This is a genomic window from Gellertiella sp. DMC107 (assembly GCF_056313605.1).
In genome coordinates this window covers 366,235-388,809 of the sequence record NZ_JBQUZZ010000001.1, presented here as the reverse complement: position 1 = coordinate 388,809, position 22,575 = coordinate 366,235, and the positions used below count along the sequence as shown (strand labels likewise).

At 62.4% G+C, this 22,575-nt stretch carries 19 protein-coding genes and 1 other RNA gene; 11 read left to right on the top strand and 9 right to left on the bottom strand.

Annotated elements, in window-relative coordinates; all coding sequences use genetic code 11:
* Positions 1-402: a peptide-methionine (R)-S-oxide reductase MsrB gene (gene msrB, locus ACT54B_RS01735; RefSeq protein ID WP_476042397.1), complete on the top strand. Its 402-nt coding sequence runs from the start codon at positions 1-3 to the stop codon at positions 400-402.
* Between the two features lie 56 nt (positions 403-458).
* Here the strand turns inward: msrB and ACT54B_RS01730 are convergent, their stop codons facing one another.
* The 3 genes from ACT54B_RS01730 to ACT54B_RS01720 all read right to left on the bottom strand — a co-directional run bounded on the left by ACT54B_RS01730 (position 459) and on the right by ACT54B_RS01720 (position 4,225).
* On the bottom strand, positions 459-2,114 hold the full coding sequence (locus ACT54B_RS01730; RefSeq protein ID WP_476042396.1) for a thiamine pyrophosphate-binding protein: 1,656 nt from the start codon (positions 2,112-2,114) through the stop codon (positions 459-461).
* A gap of 170 nt (positions 2,115-2,284) precedes the next feature.
* Entirely contained in the window at positions 2,285-3,259 is a 975-nt protein-coding gene (locus ACT54B_RS01725; protein ID WP_476042394.1) for a DMT family transporter, read from the bottom strand.
* A gap of 39 nt (positions 3,260-3,298) precedes the next feature.
* A complete protein-coding gene (locus ACT54B_RS01720; RefSeq protein WP_476042392.1) occupies positions 3,299-4,225 on the bottom strand; it encodes an alpha/beta fold hydrolase in 927 nt (308 codons plus the stop codon).
* Positions 4,226-4,424: 199 nt separating this feature from the next.
* Between ACT54B_RS01720 and ettA the strand changes: the two genes are divergently transcribed.
* From ettA to metF, 3 genes are all read left to right on the top strand, one after another.
* Entirely contained in the window at positions 4,425-6,074 is a 1,650-nt protein-coding gene (gene ettA, locus ACT54B_RS01715; RefSeq protein ID WP_476042391.1) for an energy-dependent translational throttle protein EttA, read from the top strand.
* Between the two features lie 230 nt (positions 6,075-6,304).
* Entirely contained in the window at positions 6,305-7,330 is a 1,026-nt protein-coding gene (locus ACT54B_RS01710) for an ArsR/SmtB family transcription factor (protein ID WP_476042389.1), read from the top strand.
* Between the two features lies 1 nt (position 7,331).
* A complete protein-coding gene (gene metF, locus ACT54B_RS01705; protein WP_476042388.1) occupies positions 7,332-8,240 on the top strand; it encodes a methylenetetrahydrofolate reductase [NAD(P)H] in 909 nt (302 codons plus the stop codon).
* A gap of 503 nt (positions 8,241-8,743) precedes the next feature.
* Here the strand turns inward: metF and ACT54B_RS01700 are convergent.
* From ACT54B_RS01700 to ACT54B_RS01690, 3 genes are all read right to left on the bottom strand, one after another.
* Positions 8,744-9,679: a DMT family transporter gene (locus tag ACT54B_RS01700; RefSeq protein ID WP_476042386.1), complete on the bottom strand. Its 936-nt coding sequence runs from the start codon at positions 9,677-9,679 to the stop codon at positions 8,744-8,746.
* A 224-nt stretch (positions 9,680-9,903) separates the two neighbouring features.
* Entirely contained in the window at positions 9,904-11,082 is a 1,179-nt protein-coding gene (locus tag ACT54B_RS01695) for a lytic murein transglycosylase (protein ID WP_476043467.1), read from the bottom strand.
* A 169-nt stretch (positions 11,083-11,251) separates the two neighbouring features.
* Positions 11,252-12,034 carry a glycoside hydrolase family 25 protein gene (locus ACT54B_RS01690; RefSeq protein WP_476042385.1) on the bottom strand — a complete coding sequence of 261 codons (783 nt, stop codon included), beginning with the start codon at positions 12,032-12,034 and terminating at the stop codon, positions 11,252-11,254.
* A 316-nt stretch (positions 12,035-12,350) separates the two neighbouring features.
* On the opposite strand from ACT54B_RS01690, the gene ACT54B_RS01685 reads away from it, so the two are divergent.
* On the top strand, positions 12,351-13,922 hold the full coding sequence (locus ACT54B_RS01685) for a putative bifunctional diguanylate cyclase/phosphodiesterase (RefSeq protein ID WP_476042384.1): 1,572 nt from the start codon (positions 12,351-12,353) through the stop codon (positions 13,920-13,922).
* 88 nt (positions 13,923-14,010) lie between these two features.
* Entirely contained in the window at positions 14,011-15,384 is a 1,374-nt protein-coding gene (locus tag ACT54B_RS01680; RefSeq protein WP_476042383.1) for a serine hydrolase domain-containing protein, read from the top strand.
* A 72-nt stretch (positions 15,385-15,456) separates the two neighbouring features.
* Here ACT54B_RS01680 and ACT54B_RS01675 read toward each other — a convergent pair whose 3' ends face one another.
* The 3 genes from ACT54B_RS01675 to ACT54B_RS01665 form a co-directional block, all read right to left on the bottom strand.
* The gene (locus ACT54B_RS01675; RefSeq protein WP_476042382.1) at positions 15,457-16,551 is read right to left on the bottom strand and encodes a transglycosylase SLT domain-containing protein; all 1,095 of its coding nucleotides are present in this window, start codon (positions 16,549-16,551) and stop codon (positions 15,457-15,459) included.
* A 114-nt stretch (positions 16,552-16,665) separates the two neighbouring features.
* On the bottom strand, positions 16,666-17,298 hold the full coding sequence (locus tag ACT54B_RS01670) for a hypothetical protein (protein WP_476042380.1): 633 nt from the start codon (positions 17,296-17,298) through the stop codon (positions 16,666-16,668).
* Between the two features lie 62 nt (positions 17,299-17,360).
* A complete protein-coding gene (locus ACT54B_RS01665) occupies positions 17,361-18,572 on the bottom strand; it encodes a pyrophosphate--fructose-6-phosphate 1-phosphotransferase (RefSeq protein ID WP_476042379.1) in 1,212 nt (403 codons plus the stop codon).
* A gap of 386 nt (positions 18,573-18,958) precedes the next feature.
* Here ACT54B_RS01665 and ACT54B_RS01660 point away from each other — a divergent pair, with 386 nt between their 5' ends.
* The 5 genes from ACT54B_RS01660 (at position 18,959) to mraZ (ending at position 22,573) form a co-directional block, all read left to right on the top strand.
* Positions 18,959-19,669: a TerB family tellurite resistance protein gene (locus tag ACT54B_RS01660; protein ID WP_476042377.1), complete on the top strand. Its 711-nt coding sequence runs from the start codon at positions 18,959-18,961 to the stop codon at positions 19,667-19,669.
* A complete protein-coding gene (locus ACT54B_RS01655; RefSeq protein WP_476042376.1) occupies positions 19,666-20,433 on the top strand; it encodes an N-acetylmuramoyl-L-alanine amidase in 768 nt (255 codons plus the stop codon). Before ACT54B_RS01660 ends, ACT54B_RS01655 begins: the two co-directional genes overlap by 4 nt.
* A gap of 268 nt (positions 20,434-20,701) precedes the next feature.
* Positions 20,702-21,235: a lytic transglycosylase domain-containing protein gene (locus ACT54B_RS01650; protein ID WP_476042374.1), complete on the top strand. Its 534-nt coding sequence runs from the start codon at positions 20,702-20,704 to the stop codon at positions 21,233-21,235.
* A gap of 50 nt (positions 21,236-21,285) precedes the next feature.
* Positions 21,286-21,710, top strand: an RNA gene (rnpB, locus tag ACT54B_RS01645) — RNase P RNA component class A.
* A gap of 422 nt (positions 21,711-22,132) precedes the next feature.
* Entirely contained in the window at positions 22,133-22,573 is a 441-nt protein-coding gene (mraZ, locus tag ACT54B_RS01640) for a division/cell wall cluster transcriptional repressor MraZ (RefSeq protein ID WP_476043465.1), read from the top strand.
* Positions 22,574-22,575 lie beyond the last annotated feature (2 nt).

The following is a 22,575-nucleotide window of genomic DNA, read 5'->3' as shown; positions in this document are numbered from 1 at the left end:
ATGGATGCCAAGACCCTGCCGCAGACCGAAGCCGAGTGGCGCGAAAAGCTTTCGCCCGAGCAGTACCGGGTGTTGCGCGAGCATGGCACGGAGCGGGCCTTTACCGGGCCTTACTGGAACCAGTTCCAGACCGGCCTTTACAGCTGCGCCGGCTGCGGCGAGGCGCTCTTTCGCTCAGACACCAAATTCGATGCGGGCTGCGGCTGGCCGAGCTATTTCGAGCCCGTCAGGCCCGATGCGGTGACCGAGCACCGGGACATTTCGCATGGCATGGTGCGCACGGAAATTCGCTGCGGGACGTGCGGCGGGCATCTGGGCCACGTCTTTCCCGACGGTCCGCCGCCGACCGGTTTGCGCTACTGCATCAACGGTCATGCCATGACCTTCGAAGAAGGCAAGTAAGGATAAAGGCCGGGGCGGACCCCGGCCTTCTTCTTTTGTCCCTTCACAGTTTCCGCTTATGCGCGGTCGCGGATCTGCGACAGCGTGCGGGTCGGCGTGATGGCTTCCGGATCGAGTTTCACCTCGATGATTGCCGGCTTGCCGCTGGCACGGGCGCGCTCGAAGGCGGCGGCGAAGTCTTCGGTCCGTTCCACGGTTTCTCCGTGGCCACCGAAGGCGCGGGCATAGGCGGCGAAATCGGGATTGGTGAGGCCGGTGCCGCTGACGCGCCCGGGATATTCCCGCTCCTGATGCATGCGGATCGTGCCGTAGATGCCGTTGTTCACCAAGACCGTGATGATCGGCAGTTTATAGCGCACGGCGGTCGCAAATTCCTGGCCATGCATCATGAAGCAGCCATCGCCGGCGAAGCAGATCACGTCCCGCTCGGGATGGAGCTGCTTGGCGGCGACTGCGGCCGGCAGGCCGTAGCCCATCGAGCCGGAGCAGGGGGCTGCCTGCGTGGCATAGGCGCGGAAGCGGTGGAATCGATGCACCCAGGTGGCGTAGTTGCCGGCGCCGTTGGTGAAGATTGTGTCCTGTGCCGTGTTCGCTTCGATCCATTCCATGATCGGGCCCATCTGCACCGGTCCGGGGCCGCTCTTCGGCGGGGTGGACCAGGCGAGATAGGCCCTGTGCATGATTTCCGTGCGGGTCGCCCAGGCCGGTTCGCCGTCCGGCGAAAGACCGGAGAGGGCAGCGACGAAATCCCGGGGCGCAGCGACGATCGGCAGGTCCGGACGATAGACCCGGCCGAGCTCCGACGGATCGGGATAGACATGCACGAGCGTCTGCTTCGGATAGGGAATATCCATCAGCGTATAGCTGGAGGACGGCATTTCCGAATAGCGGCCGCCGAGAAGGATCAGGAGATCCGCATCCGCGACTTCCTTGCCGAGTGCCGGATTGATGCCGATGCCGCTATCGCCCGCATAGGATGGATGCAGGTGGTCGAACAGCATCTGTCGGCGGAAGGAGCAGGCGACGGGAAGCTTCCAGCGCGCCGCGAAATCCTCGAAGGCTTTTACCGATGCGGCGTCCCACCGGGTGCCCCCGAGGATGACCATGGGGCGTTTGGCCGTGGACAGCAGGCCGCGCAGCTTCTCGATCTGGGCCGGTCCCGGGTGGCTTTCGACAGGAACAGCAGGCAGGGCTTCCGGGGCCTCGACCTCATCCACCAGCATGTCTTCCGGCAGGGTCAGCACCACGGGGCCGGGCCTGCCGGAGGTCGCGACGGCAAAGGCGCGGGTGACGTATTCCGGGATGCGGGCGGCATCATCGATCTCGCCCACCCATTTGGCAAATTCCGTGAAAGCGCGGCGATATTCCACTTCCTGGAAAGCTTCGCGTTCGCGCGCATCGCGCTGGACCTGGCCGATGAAGAGAATCATCGGGATCGCATCCTGCCGCGCGATGTGCAGGCCGGCGGAGGCATTGGTGGCACCCGGACCGCGGGTGACCATGCAGATACCGGGCTCACCGGTCAGCCGTCCCCAGGCATCGGCCATCATCGCCGCGCCGCCTTCCTGCCGGCAGACCAGCACGTCGATATCCGTGTCATGCAGCGCATCCAGAACCGCCAGATAGCTTTCGCCCGGCACGCAGGCAATTCGCCTCACGCCATTGGCCTTCAGCGCCTCCACGACCAGTTGACCACCCGTACGCTTTGCCATTTTCCCCCTCACTCCCTTTGCATGGTGGCCCTCGGCCATCCTTCTTCTTTTCCTTCAACGCCCCTGTCGGGGTGTCCGGTACATCTGACAAATGTCAACAATTAGAGACACTTATCGTCTATTACTCGTTCTTTTCCGCATGGAATTCAACCATCGATTCAAGCCGTTCCTCAAGGATTGGGCAGCGGTTCGGCAAGTGCGATCAGCCGTGCGGCGCGCCGTTCCCGCCAGAGGATGTAGAGGCCCGAAGCGATGATGATCGCAATGCCGGCCCAGGTGAGCATGTCGGGAAAATCGCCGAAGATCGCCCAGCCGAGGACGGTGGCGGATATGATCTCGAAATATTGCAGGGGCGCCAGCGTCGAGGCGGGAGCATCCCGATAGGCGTAGACGGCGAACATGCCCGAGATCGTCGCGGCAAGGCCGACGCAGAAGGTCTGGGCCAATCCTTTTGCATCCGGCCATACCGGGTCGAAGAGTGCCGAGCCGGTTCCTTCGCCGAAAAAGAGAACGACAAGGCAGACGATCCCGCCCCAGAAGGCGGTCTGCAACTGCATGTTCCAGGGGTCTTCGCGGTGGGCGAGAACGCGGGTCATCAGGGCGAAGATGGCGACGCCGAAGGCGCAGACGACAGGCAGCAAGGCCACCCAGCCGAGGTGCTCGAAGCTCGGCCGGATGATCAGCAAGGCGCCCGAAAAGCCGACCGCGCAGGCGGCATAGCGCCTCCAGCCGATCTTTTCCTTGAGGAACAGCCCTCCGAGGATGGTGAGAATGATCGGTTCGACGAAGAAGATCGCGATGGCATCCGCCAGCGCCATGGCCCGCAGTGCGGTCACGAAGGAAATCATGCTGATGGCGAGAATCGCGCCGCGGATCATGTGCAGGCGGGTCTGGCGCCATCCGATGCTGCGGACTGTACCGCGCAGGAGGACGAGCGGCAGGATGAGCAGGGTCTGGAACAGGAAGCGCAGCGCGGACACCTCCGCCGTCGGCAAGGTCGTGGCCGCCAGCTTGGAGAACACGTCGATCATCGGCGCCAGGAAGACCGAGGCGGTCATCAGCGCCATGCCGAGACCGACATTGTCGGCGCGTTTCAGAAAGGGCGGCGCAGTCTCTCCGGGCTTCGTTCTCACCGCATCGTCCATGGCTTTACCCATCCTGCTGGGCCGGGAGGAAAAAGCGCCTCAGGCCGTAACCTTTCCACACCAGGCGACGAAACCCCTGATGGCAACCTGTGCGCCGAGATCGTTCAGGGTCTCGTGACGCGCGTCCTGATATATCTCCTTTGTTACTCTTGAAAAACCGGCTTTTTTCAGACTTGCGGCCAGCCAATTGATTGCTTTTGCGTTCGCGGTGGCCGGATCTTGCCCTCCGCCCACCAGATGGAAGGGCATTGTGGCCGGAAGCCGCGAGATCCATTCCCTTGCCGGCGCCCGGTAGGACAGTTCAAATATATCTTGCCAGAGAGACACGCTGGCATCGAAGCCGCAAAGCGGATCGGCGATATAGGCATCCACTTCGGACGGAATATGGCTCAGCCAGTCGAAGAGGGTGCGATAGCGCGGAATGGCCTTGCCCCAGGCCTGGAAGGTCAGTTTCGGCAGCATGGCGCTCGGCACATCGGAGCCAAGGATCATGCGTTCCACCGCAAGGATGGCCTGCGCTGCCCGGCCCGCGAGACCCACGTCGAAGTTGCTGTTCCAGACGGCCACACCCGCGAAGCTTTCCGGATGGGTCACGGCAGTGTTGAGGCTGATGAGCCCGCCCATGGAGTGGCCGAAAAGAATGACCGGAAGCCCGCCATGGCGCTCCTCGGCCAGCGCCCGCATGGCCATCACGTCCTCGATCACGGCTGTCACCCCGTCACGCAAGGCGAAGCGGCCGAGCGGCGCGTCTGGCGCGGTCGTCTCGCCATGGCCACGATGGTCATGCGCATAAACGTGGTAGCCGGCCGCCGCGAGGGCATCGGCAAAGCGGCGATAGCGCCTGGAATGCTCGGCGAGCCCGTGGCAGATCAGGATCACACCGCGCGCGGTGCCGCCGGCCGGCTCGTGATGATAGGCCAGGCGCGCGCCGGTGGGGCTGTTCAGGAAACGGGTCTCGGCAAACATTCGGGGCTCCGGAATGGCAGGATGCACAGGGAAACGGATTCTCGGGCGAACTGCAATCCTCGATTCGGGCCGAAGGCTGCCCTTTTCGATGCCAAAAGCCCTGTGAGCACCGGGCCCGCGCCATTGCCCCGGAAGCGCATTTCGCCTACATAGCGCCCAACGCTTTTTCCCTTACATGCGCGCGGAGCAGTTTAAGCCCATGGCACGTCAATTCATCTATCACATGTCCGGCCTCAACAAGGCCTATGGCAACAAGAAGGTGCTGGAGAACATCCATCTCTCCTTCTACCCCGATGCCAAGATCGGCATTCTCGGCCCGAACGGCGCGGGTAAGTCCACCGTGCTGCGCATCATGGCCGGCCTCGACAAGGAATTCACCGGTGAAGCCTGGCTGGCCGAAGGCGCGACGCTGGGCTACCTGCCGCAGGAGCCGCAGCTCGACGCCTCGAAGACCGTGCTCGAGAACGTCATGGAAGGCGTTGCCTCCAAGCGCGCCATTCTGGACCGCTATAACGAACTGATGATGAACTATTCCGACGAGACGGCGGAAGAGGGCGCGAAGCTCCAGGACATCATCGACAGCCAGAATCTCTGGGATCTGGAAAGCCAGGTGGAAATGGCCATGGACGCCCTGCGCTGCCCGCCGGGCGATGCCAGCGTCGACAATCTCTCGGGCGGTGAAAAGCGCCGCGTGGCGCTCTGCAAGCTGCTGCTTGCCCAGCCTGATCTCCTGCTGCTCGACGAACCGACCAACCATCTCGACGCCGAAACCATCGCCTGGCTGGAAAAGCACCTGCGCGAATATCCCGGTTCCGTGCTGATGATCACCCACGACCGCTACTTCCTCGACAATGTCACGGGCTGGATCCTCGAGCTCGACCGTGGCCGTGGCATTCCCTACGAGGGCAACTACTCGGCCTATCTGCAGTCCAAGTCCAAGCGCATGGAGCAGGAAGGCCGCGAAGAGGCCGCCCGCCAGAAGGCGCTGTCCCGCGAGCAGGAATGGATGGCTTCGAGCCCGAAGGCCCGCCAGGCCAAGTCCAAGGCCCGTATCCGCGCCTATGACGAGCTGGTGCAGGCCGCTGCCGACCGCCGTCCCGGCGACGCGCAGATCGTCATTCCGGTCGGCGAGCGTCTTGGCCAGGTGGTCATCGAGGCGGACAATATTTCCAAGTCCTATGGCGACCGCGTGCTCTTCGAAAACCTCACCTTCAAGCTGCCGCCCGGCGGCATCGTGGGTGTGATCGGTCCGAACGGTGCGGGCAAGTCGACGCTGTTCCGCCTGATCACCGGCCAGGAACAGCCCGACAGCGGGACGGTCACCATCGGTGAAACCGTGCATCTTTCCTATGTCGACCAGAGCCGCGATACGCTGGAAGGCAACAAGACGGTCTGGGAAGAAATTTCCGGCGGCAACGACGTGCTGAAGCTCGGCAAGCACGAAGTGAACTCGCGCGCCTATTGCGGCGCCTTCAACTTCAAGGGTGGCGACCAGCAGCAGAAGGTCGGCACGCTGTCCGGCGGTCAGCGCAACCGCGTGCACCTTGCCAAGATGCTGAAGTCCGGCGGCAACGTCCTCCTGCTCGACGAACCGACCAACGACCTCGATACGGAAACGCTGGCAGCGCTGGAAGATGCGCTGGAAAACTTCGCCGGCTGCGCCGTCATCATCTCGCACGACCGTATGTTCCTCGACCGTCTGGCCACCCACATGCTCGCCTTCGAAGGCGACAGCCATGTGGAATGGTTCGAAGGCAACTTCGAGGACTATGAAAAGGACAAGATCCGCCGCCTCGGCGCCGATGCGGTCAATCCGAAGCGGGTGACCTACAAGCGCCTGACCCGCTGATCTCCTTTCGCATCGATACGGAAAAGCCCGCTGAATCAAATGGTTCGGCGGGCTTTTTGTCGATGTGATTCTGGATGAAGGGACGCGTTCGAAGGACGACCCCAATGACGGTTGTTCGCGCTTTCCGTCAGCCGTGGCGCAACGAGCCAAAGGCGACATCCGATTTTCTGCTTGCGCCCGTTTCAAAAATCACATAAAGATATCTTTATATCTTGATTGGGTGCAGCGAAATGGTCGATCCGGTAAAATTTGGTCTCGATGATCTGGTAGATATCCTGAAAGCCGCAGGCGAGCCAACCCGTTTGCGGCTTCTGGCGCTGCTGGCTGCCGGTGACCTGACCGTGACCGACCTTACGGAAATTCTCGGCCAGTCGCAGCCCCGCATTTCGCGCCATCTGAAGCTGCTCGGCGAAGTCTCGCTGATCGACCGCTATCAGGAAGGCGCCTGGGCCTTCTTCCGCCTGAAGCAGGAGGGCAAGACGGCCGCGCTCGTGCGGCAGCTCCTGAGGGCGGCCTCCGAGAACGATCCGGTGTTGCTCCGTGACGGCGAGCGGCTTGCTGCCGTCAAGCAGGCCCGGGCAGAGCGGGCACAGGCCTATTTCAGCCGCAATGCCGCCGCCTGGGACGAACTGCGTCGTCTGCACGTTTCCGATGCGCAGGTGGAGGCCGAGCTGAAGACGCTGGTCGGCACGGAGAAGATCGAGGCATTGCTCGATCTCGGCACCGGCACGGGCCGCATTCTCGAGCTCTTCCAGCATCAGTATCGCCGCGCCACGGGCGTGGATGCCAGCCGCGACATGCTGGCGGTTGCCCGGGCCAATCTGGATCGCGCCGGCGTGCATCACGCTACGGTGCGGCTGGGCGACATCTTCAACCTGCCGCTCGAAGGTCAGGAATTCGATCTGGTGATCATCCATCAGGTGCTGCACTTCCTCGACCAGCCGGAACTTGCCATTGCCGAAGCGGCGCGAATGCTCAAGCCCGGCGGCCGCCTCGCCATCGTCGATCTGGCGCCGCACGGGCTCGAATATCTGCGCGACGACCATGCGCATGTGCGTCTGGGCTTTGCCCATCACACCATGGACGACTGGCTGGCCCGCTGTGGTCTCTCGGTCGAAGCCGCGGTGGATCTCAAATCCGACAGGAAGGACAGCCAGGCGTTGACGGTGACGCTGTGGCTGGCCCGCGACACGCGATCCATTCCGTCCCACGGGCGGGAAGGGCACAGTTCTGACAGCCTTGCCAGGAGCCGATGACATGACCAAAGTCACTCTCGACCCAGCCACCCGTGGCCGCCTTCGCTTCTCCTTCGAATTCTTCCCTCCCAAATCGCCCGATGCGGAAGACCAGCTCTGGACGACCATTTCCGAGCTTGCCAGCTGGAATCCGGATTTCGTCTCGGTGACCTACGGGGCCGGGGGCACCACCCAGGCGCCCACCCACGCCACCGTTTCGCGCCTCATCGAGGAAACGCCGCTGCGGACGGCGAGCCATCTTACCTGCGTCAGCGCCACCCGCGAGGAGGTGAATGCCGTTGTGGAGCGTTTCCGCGCCGCCGGATGCCGCCGCTTCGTGGCGCTGCGCGGCGATCCGCCCTCGGGTGTCGGCTCTGCCTACAGGCCGCATCCCGGTGGCTATGAGAATGCAGCCGATCTCGTCGCGGGCCTCAAGGCCATCGACCCGGATTTCGACGTTTCGGTGTCCGCCTATCCGGAAAAACATCCCGAAAGCCGCGACCAGGATGCCGATATCGACATGCTGGCGCTGAAGGCCGCCAATGGCGCCAACCGGGCGCTCACCCAGTTCTTCTTCGACAATGACCAGTTCTGCCGCTATCTCGATCGCGTGCGGGCAAGGGGTGTCGAGATCCCGGTCGTGCCCGGCATCATGATCGTGCAGAACATCACCCAGCTGAAGCGCTTTGCGGGGCTCTGCGGGGCCAGCATTCCGACCTGGCTGGAAGCCCGCTTCGAGGGGACCGAGGACAATGCCGCAGCGCGCGAGGCCATTGCCTGCGATATCGCCGCGCAGCAGATCGCCGAGCTGGCCCGCCGGGGCATTCATGAGTTCCACCTCTACACCATGAACCGGGCCGCGCTGGTCAACGGCACGCTGGAGCGCCTCGGCTTCCGCCGCATCCTTCCCCTGCATCTTTGCGCGGCCTGAGGAGTGGTCACGCATAAGAAAGGGGCGCCGGATTCTCTCCGGCGCCCCTTCTCGTGCAAACTGTACGGCCCCATGGGGTAGAGGCCGATGACCTGTCTTTATCCGCGCGTTTCAATCAAGGGCATGTCGTTTTCATTCCATAAACACATCCCGTATGCGCGGCTCTCCTAGATGAACAGCATTGCGGCAACGAAGACAAACGCAGCACCGACCAGAAGCGCATTGAGAGAATTGGTGAGTCCCATAGTGGCCTCCCTGGCTGTTGACCGTTAAAGGATATGACCGAAATGTGTCCGTCGCAAAGCACTTTCAATGGTGCGCTGCGAAGACAAGCGGGCAAAAACCCTTTGGACCTTTTGCAACCGATTGAAAAAACGTCAGGAAAAATTTGCGTGTCGGACATGCGGATTTTGCGGTGCAATATGGCGCCTTAATCTGCCCTGATTGCGACCTTGCCGGTTTGGTGCACACTCACGAATTGTTAATGGATATTACCGCAGCGATCAGGCGGAAGCGCCTGATCGACCGAAGAAAATTTGCCGCCAGCGCCCGTCGATAACGATGAGCCCGCCCGCAATCAGTGCCATGCCCACTATCGCATTTGCGCCAAGACGCTCGCCAAGGAAGACCGCGCCCAGAAGAATCGCACTGGGCGGGACCAGCAGGGTGACGAGGGCCACATTGGTTGCCCCGGCGAGTGCGATGATGCGGAAGAAGAGGATGTAGCCGAAGGCGGTGCACAGCAGCGCAAGGCCGAGGATGGCGCCGATCGTCGTTGCCGGTGGCATGGGCAGTGACAGCGGATGATCGACGAGCAGCGACACGGGCAGAACGATCAGCGAGGAGGCCGTCAGCTGGCCGGTGGCGGTGACGGGCGATGGCAAATGACGGAAGCGGCGGCCGAAAACTGCAGCAAAGCCGTAGGAAATCGATGCGCCGATCGGGAAGAGCAGCGCCCAGAAAGGAATGTCGGTCTTGGCAAGGGCCGCCGGTCCCAGAAGCACCGCCGTACCGGCCAGACCCGTGACGCAGCCGGCAATTTTCTGTCCGGTCAGCCGTTCATCGGAGGTCATGACATTGGCGATCAAAACCGTCCAGATCGGTGTCGTGGCATTGAGGATCGAGGCAAGGCCTGCGGACAGATGGATCTGGCCGATGAAGAGCAGGGAGTGGGGAAGCGCATTGTTCATCAGGCCGAGAAGAAGGAAGGGTTTCCAGTTGTCTCTGAGCGCGGCGTAGATGTTCATGCGGCCGGCGATATAGAGATGGAGCGCGAGCGCTGCGAGCGACAGGCGCAGAAAGACCAGCGTAAAGGGCGGGACGTGCTGGACCGCCACCCGGGCAAAAAAGAACGAGCCGCCCCAGATCAACCCCAGCAGCAGAAGCAGGGCCCAGGCCAGGGGTGTAAGCGTCTGCTGGCTCTTGTGGCTGTCGGTCATGATCCCATTCTCCCCTGTTTCCGGAAAGCGCGGCTCATAGCCCCGGGGTCCGCGATCCGCCACCCGAAACTTGTCCGCAAGGACAATCCCTCTCGCGGAAGACGGCCCTCCGGCGATAAGCAACCAAGGGAAGGCCGGGTGCAAGGTCTTCCGGCCATGGCCGGGCATAAAAAAACGCCCCCGGAGGTCCGGAGGCGTCAGCTTTACCTAATCCTGCAGTTTTCTCAGAGAGCGTCGAGCAGGGTGCGTGTTGCCCAGCCATCGGCGGGCATCCCCAGGCGAACCTGTTCCTTCTGGATGGCGACGCGGGTGCCGGAGCCGAGGATGCCGTCGATCTTGCCGACGTCGTAACCCTTGGCCTGGAGCTTTTCCTGAAGCTGCTTCATCTCGTCATTGTTGAGGCCGGGCTCGGGGTTGCCCTTCTGGTAGGGTTCCGCCCCCATCAGTCGCGTCGCGAAATAGGCGGCAGACGTGGTGTAGATGAAAGACTGGTTCCACTTCAGGTAAATGCCGAAGTTGGGGTAGGTGAGGAAAGCCGGGCCCTTGCGGCCCTGCGGCAGGACGAGCGCGGCGTTGAGATTGCCGAAGTCCGTCTTGCCATCGCGCGGGGTAACGCCGAGCGCAAACCATTCGGCTGCGGTCATGGTGCCACCGAGGCCGGATTTCTCCCAGGGGAGATTTTCCGGGACGCTCACTTCCTGGATCCAGGGCTCGCCGCGCTTGAAGCCCAGGCTCTGAATGAATTTGGCGGCCGTCAGGATCACGTCCGGCGCGCTTTCCTTGAGGCGCACATGGCCGTCTCCGTCGCCATCGACGCCATAGGCGATGATATCCTTCGGCAGCATCTGCACCTGACCGATTTCGCCAGCCCAGGCGCCGGTATTGGTGTCGGGGTCGAGATCGCTGTGCTCGGTCATCTTGATCAGCGCCATCAGCTCGGGCCGGAACAGTTCCGGCCGGCGGCAATCATGGGCGAGCGTCACGAGTGCGTTGCGGGTGTTGAAATTGCCCTGCACGGCGCCGAAATCGGTTTCCATCGCCCAAAAGGCGGTGATCACGCCGGGTGCGACACCGAATTCCTGCACTGCACGCGCGAAGACATCGGCATACTGCTTCATCTTCTGCCGGCCGATGTCCAGACGGGCCTGGCTGACGGTGCGTTTGGAGAATTCCAGGAAGGTCTGCTTGAACACGCCCTGTGCGCGATCCATGGACAGCACCTTCTGGTCGATCCGGGCATTGCCGAGGACCTTGGCGATGGCGGCGTCCGAAGACCCCGCCGCCTTGGCCTGCGAGGCGACGCCATCGAGGAAGGTCTTGAAATCGCCCCCGCATTCCTGAGCCGCAGCCGGTGAGGCGGCGATTGCAATCATGCCGAGAACGGCAAGGCCCGAAGCAAGCATTTTGTGGCGGGACGGGGCGACATTCATCATGGGTTCCTTCAATCCAATTGTCTGGGTGCGACAGCAATATCGCGCTCGCCGGGAGCTTTTCCAGAACATTTTGACGGAAGAAAGATATTCCACCCGCAAATGGGCTGCCGCACGCAAAAGGCGCGGCAGGGGTGTGCCCTTATTGCTGCTTCAGCTGGGCCAGCCAGGCCTGCCAGGCCTTTGGCGTCCCGGCAAAGGCATTGATATCCGTCGACCCCTTGATGCCCGGGACAACGCCCGTGGAGGTATATTGCCAGAAGGCGTAGCGGCGGGCTTCATAGGTCTTGCTGGGATGGGCGGCTACCGAGCGCAGCCAGAAGTGATAGCGGCGGAAATGCCCGACCAGATTGTCGCGGTGGAAGTCGACCGACGTATAGATGATCGGGCGCTTGCCGTAGTGGATTTCCAGCCGATCCATGAAACGCTGCATTTCGGCGCGAACCGTTTCCGGATCGGGCCGTGTGCGGCAGGTTTTCGACTCCCCATTCCATTCCACGTCGAGAACCGGCGGAAGGTCCATGGCAGAGCGCGGCACATTGGCGATGAACCAGTCGGCCTGCTGGTCTGCCGTCGAACAGAAGTAATAGAAGTGATAGGGCGCATGCGGAATGCCGACCGCATCCGCCTGGCGCCAGTATTCCTGAAACTTGGGGTCCGCACTGTCCTTGCCTTCGGTTGCCTTGATGAAGGCGAAGGAGACGCCGGACTGCTTCACCTTCCACCAGTCGATCTCGCCCTGCCACTTGGACACGTCGATGCCGTGCACACTGTGCTGGTTGGGGTGAAAATCGCCAAAATCCTGGGGGTCCGTATCCTTGAACTTGGGAGAAATGGATGCCGTCTGGACAAAATCGTAAGAAGCCGACGTGCAACCGCCGAGCGCGAGAAAGAGTGGCAATAAGCCGGGCAGCAGGCGTCGCATGTCCATCCCGTCGAAGACTCGTGAAACACATCCGCGGTCGTCCTGAACAAGGGTCGCGGAGAATACTGACCTGACTTTCATCACATCATCGTAAATATTGCGTTATTTCACAAGCGTTATCGAGACGAGCCGAAGAAAAAGCCTTGAAAATCAGCAAGGCAGCCGGAAAACCTGAGTTTGAAAGCTCTCCGCAGCGGCTCCAGCGAAGCGGGCTGCAGCAATCCTTCGGCCGGTTTCCACAGCCCCGTTTCCACGGCACCTAAGACAAGTTTAATAAAATTGCGCTTCTCTGGCCTTCACAGCAGGAGCATTTAACATGACGTTAAAAGCGTTTCTGCCGGGCAGGCCCACCCTGTATGCCATGGGCTGTTCGGCACTGGCCATGACGGTACCTATTCTGACTTACGGAAGCGGCATTTTTTCCGCCGTTCCGGCTGTCAGCTGCCTTCCCGAACCGGGACTGGTTCTGGCAGCGGTCGCAAGCGGGGCGGCCTTTCTCGGTTTTGCTTTCGGCCGCACGCGGGAACGGCTTCACGAAGCCCTCGCGACCATGGCCGAGCGCGAAGCGACCCTCTTGCACGATGCGCGCCACGACATGCTCACCGGCCTCATGAACCGTCATGCGCTCAAGGCGGACGTTGCCGATATCCTCGCATCCTCGGCGCCGACACGGCAGGCCCTGCTTCTGCTGGATCTCGACCGCTTCAAGTTCGTCAACGATACGCTCGGTCACGATGCCGGGGACGAGCTTTTGCAGAACCTGGCGGACCGTCTCGCCGGTATTCTGGGGCCGCTTGACCGCCTCTACCGGCTGGGTGGGGACGAATTCGTCCTGTTGATCGAGGATCCGGTCTGCAAGGGCAACCTGGAGGCCCTGTGCCGCCGGGTGGAAAGCGTGACGGAGGAACCGCACGATCTCGCCAAGGGGCGCGTGGCGACCGGTGTCAGCATCGGCGTGACCTATCTTACGGATCACGATGCGGATGTGGCCGCGGGGCTCAAGCGGGCGGATCTTGCCCTTTACAAGGCGAAGGATACCGCAGGGTCTGCCCATGTCTTCTACACGGAAACACTGGCGCGCCAGACCGCCTTGCGGGCCGAGCTGGAGAGGGATCTCAGCCGGGCGCTGAAGGACGGGGAATTCTGCCTGGAATATCAGCCGATCGTCGGTGTGGAATCGGGCGCTGTCCGCTCCTTCGAGGCGCTGGTGCGGTGGAACCATCCGGAGAAAGGCGTGATTGCGCCGCAGAGCTTCGTTCCGCTGGCCGAGCGCACCGGACTGATCGTTCCGCTTGGTCGCTGGGTGATGCGGGAAGCGTGTCTAGAAGCCGCCAAATGGCCTTCCCCGACGGGGGTGGCCGTGAATGTGGCGGGCGACCAGTTCAAGGACCGCACCTTCGTGCCCTATGTCCTGTCCTGTCTGCAGGAAGCCGGCCTTTCGCCGGGGCGCCTGACGATCGAGATTACCGAAAGCCTCTTCACCATCGACATCGAGTCACTGGCGGAAAACCTCGCGCAACTGCGGTCTCACGGCATCCGCATCGCCCTCGACGATTTCGGCACCGGTTTCTCCTCGATCAATAATCTCAAGAATTTTCCGCTCGACCAGTTGAAGATCGATCGTTCCTTCGCCCATGCCATGCTGGCCGACAGTCGCGACCGGGAGCTGGTGGAGCTGATCCGCAAGCTCGGCGAGACATTCCGTGTCTCGACGACGATCGAAGGGATCGAGACCGAAGGGCAGCTCGAATTCATTCGGGGGCTCGGACTGGCCGAGGCGCAGGGGTTCCTGATCTCGAAGCCCATCCCCGCCGATCAGGTTGCCGCCTTCTGCTCAGGCTGGAATTCCGGAGCCGCAGGATCCGGGGAAGCGGCGGCCTCTGCGTGAAATCGTGGATTTCAGGCCATCAAGCCTTTCCTGAAAGGGCAAATCCTGCTTGATTTCCTGCGAGCCGAATGGCTCGCGGGAGATTTTCATGTTTTTCAGGTTCTTTCGGTGGCTTTTCCTTACCGTTCTCGTGGTGCTCGGTGGTCTTGGCATATGGCTCGCCGTCTCGCCGCCCGAGCTTTTGCTCGTCGGCGACAGTTACAGTGCGAAGATCATCTGCTCGAACCGCTTCATCGCCCATCGCGATCCGCAGGCGGTGCTCAGCCTTGATGTGCAGGCGCCCGGGCATCCGTTGCTGAAATTCGTCAGCGCCACCGTGGATGACGAGAAGCAGACGGTCACGACGCATATTTTCGGTTTCTTCGCCGAGGCAAAGGCGGCCTACCGGGATGGCCTCGGCTGCACGAACCTGCCGCGCGGATACGATATGTCGGCGCTATCCGGGCTCTCGCCCGGGCCGCAGCCCTTGCCGAAGCCCACCGACTTGCCATGGCCGGACGGCAATGGTCCGATCCCGGCCGATGTCGCCCGCAACGAGCTCGCGCCGATCCTTGGCGATACGACCCTGCTCGGACCGGGGGCCCGTTCCGTCGTGGTGATCAAGGACGGCAAGCTCGTCGGCGAATTTTATGCAGAGGGCTTTTCCAAGGAGACCCCGCTTCTCGGCTGGTCGATGACCAAGTCGGTCAATGCCGCCATTGCGGGCCGTCTGATGACCGAAGGGCGCCTTTCGTTCGATGACACGAACCTCCTGCCGGAGTGGTCGGGCGACGACCGGAAGACGATCCGCCTCGGCGATCTGATGGGCATGGAAAGCGGTCTGCGCTTCAACGAGGATTATGGCGACGTGAGCGACGTCACGCGCATGCTCTACCTGGAACCGGATATGGCCGGTTTTGCCGCGGGCCAGCCCATGGAGGCAAAACCCGGAACGGTGTTCCGGTATTCGACGGGGACGAGCGTTCTCATTGCCCGCATCTGGATGAACCGCATCGGGGATTTCGGTGAGGCGACGGCTTATCCGCAGAAGGCGCTTTTCGCTCCGCTGGGCATGACCAGCGCCGTCCTGGAAACCGATGTGGCCGGGACGCTTGTGGGTGGTTCCTATCTCTACGCCACCGCGCGGGACTGGGCACGTTTCGGACAGTTCTATCTTCAGGACGGCGTGTGGGAAGGGGAGCGACTGCTTTCGGAGGACTTCATGAAAGCCGTTCGCACGCCCTCGAAGGCCTCAGCCGGGCTTTATACCGGGGCGCAGACATGGCTGGCCGGGCCCGACGACAAGCCGAGCGCCGCCTATGGGCTGCCGGGGGATACGATCTGGATGCAGGGCCATGACGGCCAAACCGTCGCCATCATCCCTTCGGAAAAGCTCGTGGTGGTGCGCATGGGACTGACCCCGAGCAAACTCGGCTGGGTGCCGCAGCCACTGGTCAAGGCGGTGGTCGATGCCCTGCATTGACGGCTCCGGCCATGCACAAAGAAAACGGGCCCGAAAGGGCCCGTCATTCGTTCCGGCGCTCGTCGCGAGGTCTTACTGGACCTGTGCCAGAAGGCCCTTGCGCTTGGCATCGTAATAGTAGCCGCGCGCATAGAGGCGCACCGCATTGTCGTGGTTGTTGTCCGCAACCATGAAAGCGCCGCGCAGATATTTCACCGCATATTTCAGGTTGGTTTCCGCATCGAAAAGGCCGGAAGGAGAGCCGGTGTAGCCGAGCGACTTCGCCGTGTTGTAACGGATCTGCATCAGGCCGTAATTGCCACGGCTGTAGGCGTTCGGGTTATACATGCTCTCGCGGCGCACGACCCGATGTACCAGCGCTTCGGGAACCTGGTAGAGCTGCGCATATTTCTTGATAAGGCCCTGAAGCTTGCCGCTCGGCGCCAGACCGGGTTCTTCGGTCATCTTCTTCGGCGCGCTGGTGTCGAAGGCATCCTTGGCCATCATCTCCGGCGTGTTCGCATAGGCTTCCAGGCCCATGGGCTTCACATCAGGACGCGGTGAGGGGATGGCGACAGCGGTCAGCAGCGGGTTCGGCATGGCCGTTGCCGGTTCTGCGCTCGCCATCCGTTCCTGCATGACCTGCAGATCCTTGTCGGCAGCACTCATGCCGTCCGGCGCATCCGGTCCGCCGGCCGTCGGAATCGAGTTGGCAGCGGCGATGATATCGGGGCGGGGCTGCGGCACGGCGACGACCGTCGGCGTGGCATAGGCGAGCTCCATACCCGGGGTCGTCACGGCCTGGGCCAGCGGGTTACCGCTGGTATCGGCCATGGCGACCGCAGTCGCGCCGGGCTGGCCGGCAACGGGAAGCGGCTGGCCCGGCAGGGCAGCCGTCGGCTGACCCGGTGCAGGCTGCATCATCATTGCCATTTGCGGATTGTTCGGATTGGGGGTCGGCAAGGGAATGCCGGTCGCAAGTGCCGCGGCCTCAACCGTGGGGCCGCCTGCCGGAGCCATGCCTGCATAAGCGGTTTCGGACGCCTGCTGCGGCATGGGAACCACCTTGCGGTTCTTGCCATCGGCGAGCTTGTTATACTCGACGCTGGTGCAGCCGCTCAATGTGGCTGACAGCGCGGCCGCGAGAAGGAGAGTGCCTTTCGGGCCGGCAAATCGGGTCGATGCCATGCAGTTATCGTCCTCGAATGGGGGCGTTGCAATTCTTAACAGATCGCAATCGTCCGTTTCAAAAGATGCACCGTGTTAACCGATTTGTGATCTTGCCGCAAGCTGGAAGCCCGTTCAGGCGGCTTTGCGCCGGTAGCTGATGCGGGTCTGGCCGTGCTGGTGCAGCGATCCCATGCTGCTTTTCAGGGCTTTTCGCCGTTCGGGAATGAGGTTCAGAAAGGCATGGGCACGGGCCGGCAGAAGCGCGAAGAACGCGGCGGACACGAGGGTTATGCCGGCAAAAATGGCGCCGGCGATGAGGAGCTGCGGCAGGGGGCCGCCGTCGCTGTCGATGAACTGGGGAAGGACCGCTGCGACAAGCAGGGCGACCTTTCCGTCGAAACTGCGCAGGGCCGTTTCGCGAATGACCCGGAATGCGCCCTTTACGGGGAAGTTGTCGTTGGCGGCCAATGGACGATAGGCGATGGAGGGCGACAATGCGCCGGCGGTCGCCAGCCAGAAGAGCACGGCCAGACCGGCCCAGCGCCAGAGTATGACCATGCCCGGCGACAGATTGAGCAGGCCGAAGGCCGTGAGCAGGGGCAGGGCGGCTATGGCCAGGCTCGAGAGGATCCATCCCGCGATCGCAGCCGTGGCAGAGACAAGGTCACCCCGGCCGAAGGCGGTCAGTTGCCGGGCCCGTTCGCCGGGCCAGGCCAGAACCAGAAGAGCGAAAAGGGAAAGCATTACGGCGGTCGCTGCGGTCATGTCAGTCTTTCTCCTTTCCGTTCCCTGTCCCTGGGCGGGAGGCGGGCCTCCCAGTCCCGTTGTCAGCCGGCCTTGTATCCCTGGCCGATATGGTTCATCAGCGCGCCGAACCAGGGCGTCGACAGATCGAAATGCTTGCCGCCCTTGATCCGCGGAAACTCGATCGTGCGAAGCTTGCCGTTCTGCGCCTCGTCATGGCCGGTTACGCCGGAAACCTTGTTCAGCGCGCTTTCGACCGCCAGGTCGACCATGCTCTGGATCAGCCGCAGATCGTCGCCATTGGCCGGTGCCGAACGGGCATAGTAACCGGATTTCTGCACCATAGCACGTTCTGCGCCGATAAGCGCGGCGAATTGCTTCGAGAACCAGTTGCCCACATTGATCGTGTCGATCTTGACGTGACCGAAGGCGTCGCGCTTGACGCTTTCGCCCGCCGCTTCGCGCTCCGAGACGATGGCATCCAGGCAGGCGCCTTCCGATACGAAAACGGTGACGAAACCGGCCGTGTCCATGATCTTCTTGAGGCGCTCGGCCTCTTCCTGCAGGCTGAAGGCCATTTCGGGCAGATAGATGCCGTCGATGTTCTTCATCTGCGTGTTCATCATCAGGCCTTCCACATATTCATTGTGGCGGGTGCGGTCCACATAGGCCTTGGCGGTCGCCGCCGTCAGCCAGCCGCAATGGCGGCCCATGACTTCGTGCACGACGAGGGTGCGCGGGGCGGCGCTCTGCTCGTTGCTGACATGGTCGAAGAAGCCCGCGCCCACTTCCGCAGCCGTCCATGCGCCCAGCGACTGACGGATCGGCACCACATCATTGTCGACGGTCTTCGGCAGGCCGACCACGGTCAGGTCGTAACCATTGGCGCCGAGATAGGCCGCAAGATCGGCCGCAGTGGTGTTGGTGTCGTCGCCACCGATGGTGTGGAGGATCGTGATGCCGTCGGCGGCCAGCTGTTCGGCGGCGGCCTTCAGCGGGTTGACGCCTTCCTTGACGAGGCCGCGCTTGGCGCAGTCTGCTGCATTGGTCAGCTTCACGCGGCTGTTGCCGATCGGCGAACCGCCATAGCGATGCAGGAGATGGGCCTTTTCGCGCATGTCCTTGCCAATTTCGATCCGGTCGCCGAGGAGCAGGCCCTGGTAGCCCGAGCGGTAGGCCACGAGTTCGATATCGGGGGCAATATCCGTGTAGCGCTCGATCAGTCCGCCGACCGCGGAAGAAAGGCAGGGCGCAAGGCCCCCTGCGGTCAGCATTGCGACTTTCTGTTTGGCCATTCGTCCTCCTTCAGGCGTCCCGACCGCGGGCGCCTACATCAAAATTCTGCCAGATGGATGCGCCACCCTCTCATTTCTGTAAAGGGCGTTTCTCGTTCCGGAACGCCTTTTCGGCCGGTCTTCCGCGTCATGCAAGAAGGCGTCGCGATATAATCGGTTTGAGGGTTCGAAAGCGGTCATCCGCGTGTGGATAATGTCGCACCGCCGTCACGGGCGCGCGAAAGGCGCGTTGAACCGACCTTCAGCAAAACAGGATGGCGCACCCCCAGCGCCCTCTGGTAAGAGAAAGGGAAAGACCGCATTCACCGAAACGGGCCGTAGGGCTTGCCAACCGGGCGAAAAATCGGTCAAGCTTGAACATCTGAGCGGTGCAAACGGATCAACCGATGACTTTCTGGGAAAAATTGCTGGGTGCGGTCGCCGATACGGCCACCAATGCCCTGGGCGCCGTGGTCGAGGCGATCCGGACCGTGTTCGAAGGCGATCCGGAAACCCGGCGCAAGGTGGCCTTCTCGGTTGCCATCATCGCGCTCTCCGCCAAGATGGCGAAGGCCGATGGCATCGTCTCGGAAGCGGAAGTGGCCGCGTTTCGCCGGATCTTCGAATTTCCCCCGGAAGAAGAGAAGAATGTGGCGCGGCTCTACAATCTGGCCCGACAGGACGTGGCCGGCTTCGAAGCCTATGCCGAGCGTCTGGCCGGTCTTTGCGCAACCTGCGCCTCCAATTGCCCGGTGCTCGAAGACGTCATCGACGGCCTGTTTCACATCGCCAAGGCGGACGGGCTCATCCATGAGTCCGAATATGCCTTCCTGACCCGGGTTGCGGAGATCTTCGGCATCGGCGAAGCGCATTTTGCACGCATCACGGCACGGCATGTCTATGTGGAGGGCAGGGACCCCTATCATGTGCTCGGCGTTTCGCCCTCGGACGATTTCGCCACGATCCGCCGCCATTATCGCGGGCTTGTGTCCGAACATCATCCGGACCGGCTGATCGCGCGGGGCGTGCCGGCAGAGTTCCATGCCATCGCGAATGACCGCATGGCGCAACTGAACGCCGCCTACCGCGCCATCGAGCGGGAACGCCGCGCCGCATGAGCCGCTTTCCTCCCGACTTCAAAGGCGCTTCGGTCCATCCGTCGCCCAATCACGGTCCGCGCGTCGGCAACGGCGAGGCGGGACCCGACATGATCATCCTGCACTATACCGGCATGCCGACGGAGGATGGCGCGATCGACTGGCTGTGCCGGCCCGAAAGCGAGGTATCCGCCCATTACGTGGTGCGGGAGAACGGCGCGGTGGTGCAGCTCGTCCCCGAAGGACGCCGCGCCTGGCACGCAGGCAAGAGTTTCTGGGCAGGCGAGACCGATATCAATTCCCGCTCCATCGGCATTGAAATTGCCAATCCCGGCCATCCCGGAGGTTTGCCGCCCTTTGCCGACCGGCAGATCGATGCGGTCATCGAACTCTGTCAGGATTGTGTCGATCGCTGGGCGATTCAACCGGAAAGGGTGCTTGCCCATTCGGATGTTGCGCCCGTCCGCAAGGTCGATCCGGGGGAGCGGTTTCCGTGGGACAGGCTGTTCCGGGCCGGGATCGGTCACTGGGTAGAGCCCGCGGAGATTGCCGGCGGCCGCTTCTTCCAGAGAGGGGATTGCGGCCCGCCCGTGGAAGCCCTCCAGACCATGTTGTCGCTTTATGGCTATCGCACGGAAATCACGGGCGAATTCTCCGATGCCATGGCGGGCGACATCGAGGCGTTCCAGCGCCATTTCCGGCAAGAGCGGGTGGATGGCGTGGCGGATTCCTCCACCATCGATACGCTGCACCGCCTGCTGTCCGCCCTGCCGCGCTACAGCTGAGGGCCAAGGCCCGCACGGGGTGCGCTGAAGGTCGTTCGGGTTGCAAAATGCCGTCTGCCACGGTCTTTCCCTATTCTCTCCCCATTGGGCTGCTTTAACTCCAGCCGTCATCGGACGCCTCGACCGGTTGCCTCCAGGCTGACCACGACGTCCAAAGCTCAACGACGGTGGACCGAACCCGCAGCTGTCCCAGCGCGGCTTACGGCAGGAACGACAGGCGCCAACCGGCGGTCCCCTGCGTCCACCTCAATGGAGATCTATTGCTTACATGATCAGACGGTCACTCGCTGCCGCGGCAAGCATCGCCCTTCTTTTGTCCGCCTTTTCCCAGGCTTCTGCCGGAGCGCTCGACAGGATCGAGACAGGCTCCATCGCTCCCCCCGCCCGGGCCGGCAAGGCTTCCGTGCCCGCCGCCCGTCAGGCGGACACCAAGCCCTTCGAAGCCATCATCGACCGCTACGCAGCCCTGAACGGCGTGGATGAGGACCTTGCCCATGCGGTCGTTCGCATCGAAAGCAACTACAACCCCAAGACCCGTGGATCGGCGGGGGAGGTGGGCCTCATGCAGATCAAGCCTGCGACCGCCCGCATGATGGGCTACCGCGGCTCGGTGAAGGGATTGTACGATCCCGAAACCAACATCCGCTACGGCATGAAATATCTCGCCATGGCCCAGCAACTCGGCGGTGGAGAGACCTGCAACACCATCCTAAAATACAATGCCGGCCACGGAGCGAAGCGGATGAACCCGGTTTCCAAGCGCTATTGCGGCAAGGTGAACGTGCTGATGGCCGAGAGCTGAGGCGCATTTGGGGCTGGCCAAAGGCCGCGATCCCCGCTAAGGACGCCTCACCAGTCGGCCGGGCAGCCGCGCTTCATCAATGCCGAAAGGCGATGGGGTGAGGAAAGTCCGGGCTCCACGGAAAAACGGTGCCGGATAACGTCCGGCGAGGGCGACCTCAGGGAAAGTGCCACAGAAAACAGACCGCCCCGCCTCCCTTTCTCTCCGACGGAGGGAAAAGGTGGCGGGGCAAGGGTGAAAAGGTGGGGTAAGAGCCCACCGCGGGCCTGGCAACAGGAACGGCATGGCAAACCCCACCGGGAGCAAGACCGAATAGGGATGACACGCGGTCGCGCAAGCGGCCCAGCCCTTTTTCCGGGGTCGTCATCCGGGTGGGTTGCGAGAGGCCTTGCGCAAGCAGGGTCCCAGATGAATGGCTGCCACGTTCCGCGCAAGCGGGGCCATACAGAACCCGGCTTACAGGCCGACTGGTACTTTCCCCAAGACAGCGTTCGAAACCGCCAAACACATTTTTCCGCTTTTCAGCCTAACGGTCTGTTTTTCAATCATAAAAACTTTGTCTTCCCGCGCTTTCGAAAGCGCGGAAAAAGAGCGGGCCGGTGCTCTAAAACACTGATTTCCTAACCTTTCGTTAATCTTAACGGCTTATGAATATACGATGCGTCCGGGGTCCATCCACGGCTCGCTCCCATTGACGCCCATGTGGTCCCATGGTATCCCAAATGCACACACGCCAAGGGCTGAAACATGCCCATCCATCGTCCAAGCGGTTGCGGTTCCGGAACGGAACAGCCGCAGGCCATGCGGCCAGCGGACGGGTGGCGTGCGTCTTGAATGTGGTGGTGCGGAAGGGATGCGTAAGCGCCGTTCCGCCAGGGGAAACGGCTGTTGAGCGTCATGAACCGCTTCCTGTCCCATGCAACCAACCGGATCGATGCGAAGGGGCGCGTGTCCGTGCCAGCGCCGTTCCGGTCCGTTCTTCAGGAGCGGCAGATACAGGAGCTGTACGGTTTTCAGGATTTCGTGTTTCCGGCGATCAGCATCGGGGGTCCCGAACTGATGGAGCGGATCGAGCGCCAGTTGGGCGGGCTCGACGGTTTCTCGCAGGAAGCGCATCAGATGTCGCTGCTGGTTCACGGCGGGGGCGTCTTCATGAAGCTCGATACGGAAGGTCGGCTGATGGTGACGGATTTCATCCGCTCCTTCACCGGGATCACGACGGACGTGACCTTCGTCGGTCGAGCGGACTATTTTCAGTTATGGCAGCCGCAGGCATTTCAGGATGCCCAGTCGGCGGCCCGGCTGGCGCACCAGCGGCGGAGCGCGCCAGCCAACTAACA

What these genes read in the sequence shown, in the direction of transcription:
- msrB (WP_476042397.1), top strand. Translation starts at nt 1, where the DNA reads ATGGATGCCAAGACCCTGCCGCAGACCGAAGCCGAGTGGCGCGAAAAG.
- ACT54B_RS01730 (WP_476042396.1), bottom strand. Translation starts at nt 2,114, where the DNA reads ATGGCAAAGCGTACGGGTGGTCAACTGGTCGTGGAGGCGCTGAAGGCC.
- ACT54B_RS01725 (WP_476042394.1), bottom strand. Translation starts at nt 3,259, where the DNA reads ATGGACGATGCGGTGAGAACGAAGCCCGGAGAGACTGCGCCGCCCTTT.
- ACT54B_RS01720 (WP_476042392.1), bottom strand. Translation starts at nt 4,225, where the DNA reads ATGTTTGCCGAGACCCGTTTCCTGAACAGCCCCACCGGCGCGCGCCTG.
- ettA (WP_476042391.1), top strand. Translation starts at nt 4,425, where the DNA reads ATGGCACGTCAATTCATCTATCACATGTCCGGCCTCAACAAGGCCTAT.
- ACT54B_RS01710 (WP_476042389.1), top strand. Translation starts at nt 6,305, where the DNA reads ATGGTCGATCCGGTAAAATTTGGTCTCGATGATCTGGTAGATATCCTG.
- metF (WP_476042388.1), top strand. Translation starts at nt 7,332, where the DNA reads ATGACCAAAGTCACTCTCGACCCAGCCACCCGTGGCCGCCTTCGCTTC.
- ACT54B_RS01700 (WP_476042386.1), bottom strand. Translation starts at nt 9,679, where the DNA reads ATGACCGACAGCCACAAGAGCCAGCAGACGCTTACACCCCTGGCCTGG.
- ACT54B_RS01695 (WP_476043467.1), bottom strand. Translation starts at nt 11,082, where the DNA reads ATGCTTGCTTCGGGCCTTGCCGTTCTCGGCATGATTGCAATCGCCGCC.
- ACT54B_RS01690 (WP_476042385.1), bottom strand. Translation starts at nt 12,034, where the DNA reads ATGCGACGCCTGCTGCCCGGCTTATTGCCACTCTTTCTCGCGCTCGGC.
- ACT54B_RS01685 (WP_476042384.1), top strand. Translation starts at nt 12,351, where the DNA reads ATGACGTTAAAAGCGTTTCTGCCGGGCAGGCCCACCCTGTATGCCATG.
- ACT54B_RS01680 (WP_476042383.1), top strand. Translation starts at nt 14,011, where the DNA reads ATGTTTTTCAGGTTCTTTCGGTGGCTTTTCCTTACCGTTCTCGTGGTG.
- ACT54B_RS01675 (WP_476042382.1), bottom strand. Translation starts at nt 16,551, where the DNA reads ATGGCATCGACCCGATTTGCCGGCCCGAAAGGCACTCTCCTTCTCGCG.
- ACT54B_RS01670 (WP_476042380.1), bottom strand. Translation starts at nt 17,298, where the DNA reads ATGACCGCAGCGACCGCCGTAATGCTTTCCCTTTTCGCTCTTCTGGTT.
- ACT54B_RS01665 (WP_476042379.1), bottom strand. Translation starts at nt 18,572, where the DNA reads ATGGCCAAACAGAAAGTCGCAATGCTGACCGCAGGGGGCCTTGCGCCC.
- ACT54B_RS01660 (WP_476042377.1), top strand. Translation starts at nt 18,959, where the DNA reads ATGACTTTCTGGGAAAAATTGCTGGGTGCGGTCGCCGATACGGCCACC.
- ACT54B_RS01655 (WP_476042376.1), top strand. Translation starts at nt 19,666, where the DNA reads ATGAGCCGCTTTCCTCCCGACTTCAAAGGCGCTTCGGTCCATCCGTCG.
- ACT54B_RS01650 (WP_476042374.1), top strand. Translation starts at nt 20,702, where the DNA reads ATGATCAGACGGTCACTCGCTGCCGCGGCAAGCATCGCCCTTCTTTTG.
- mraZ (WP_476043465.1), top strand. Translation starts at nt 22,133, where the DNA reads ATGAACCGCTTCCTGTCCCATGCAACCAACCGGATCGATGCGAAGGGG.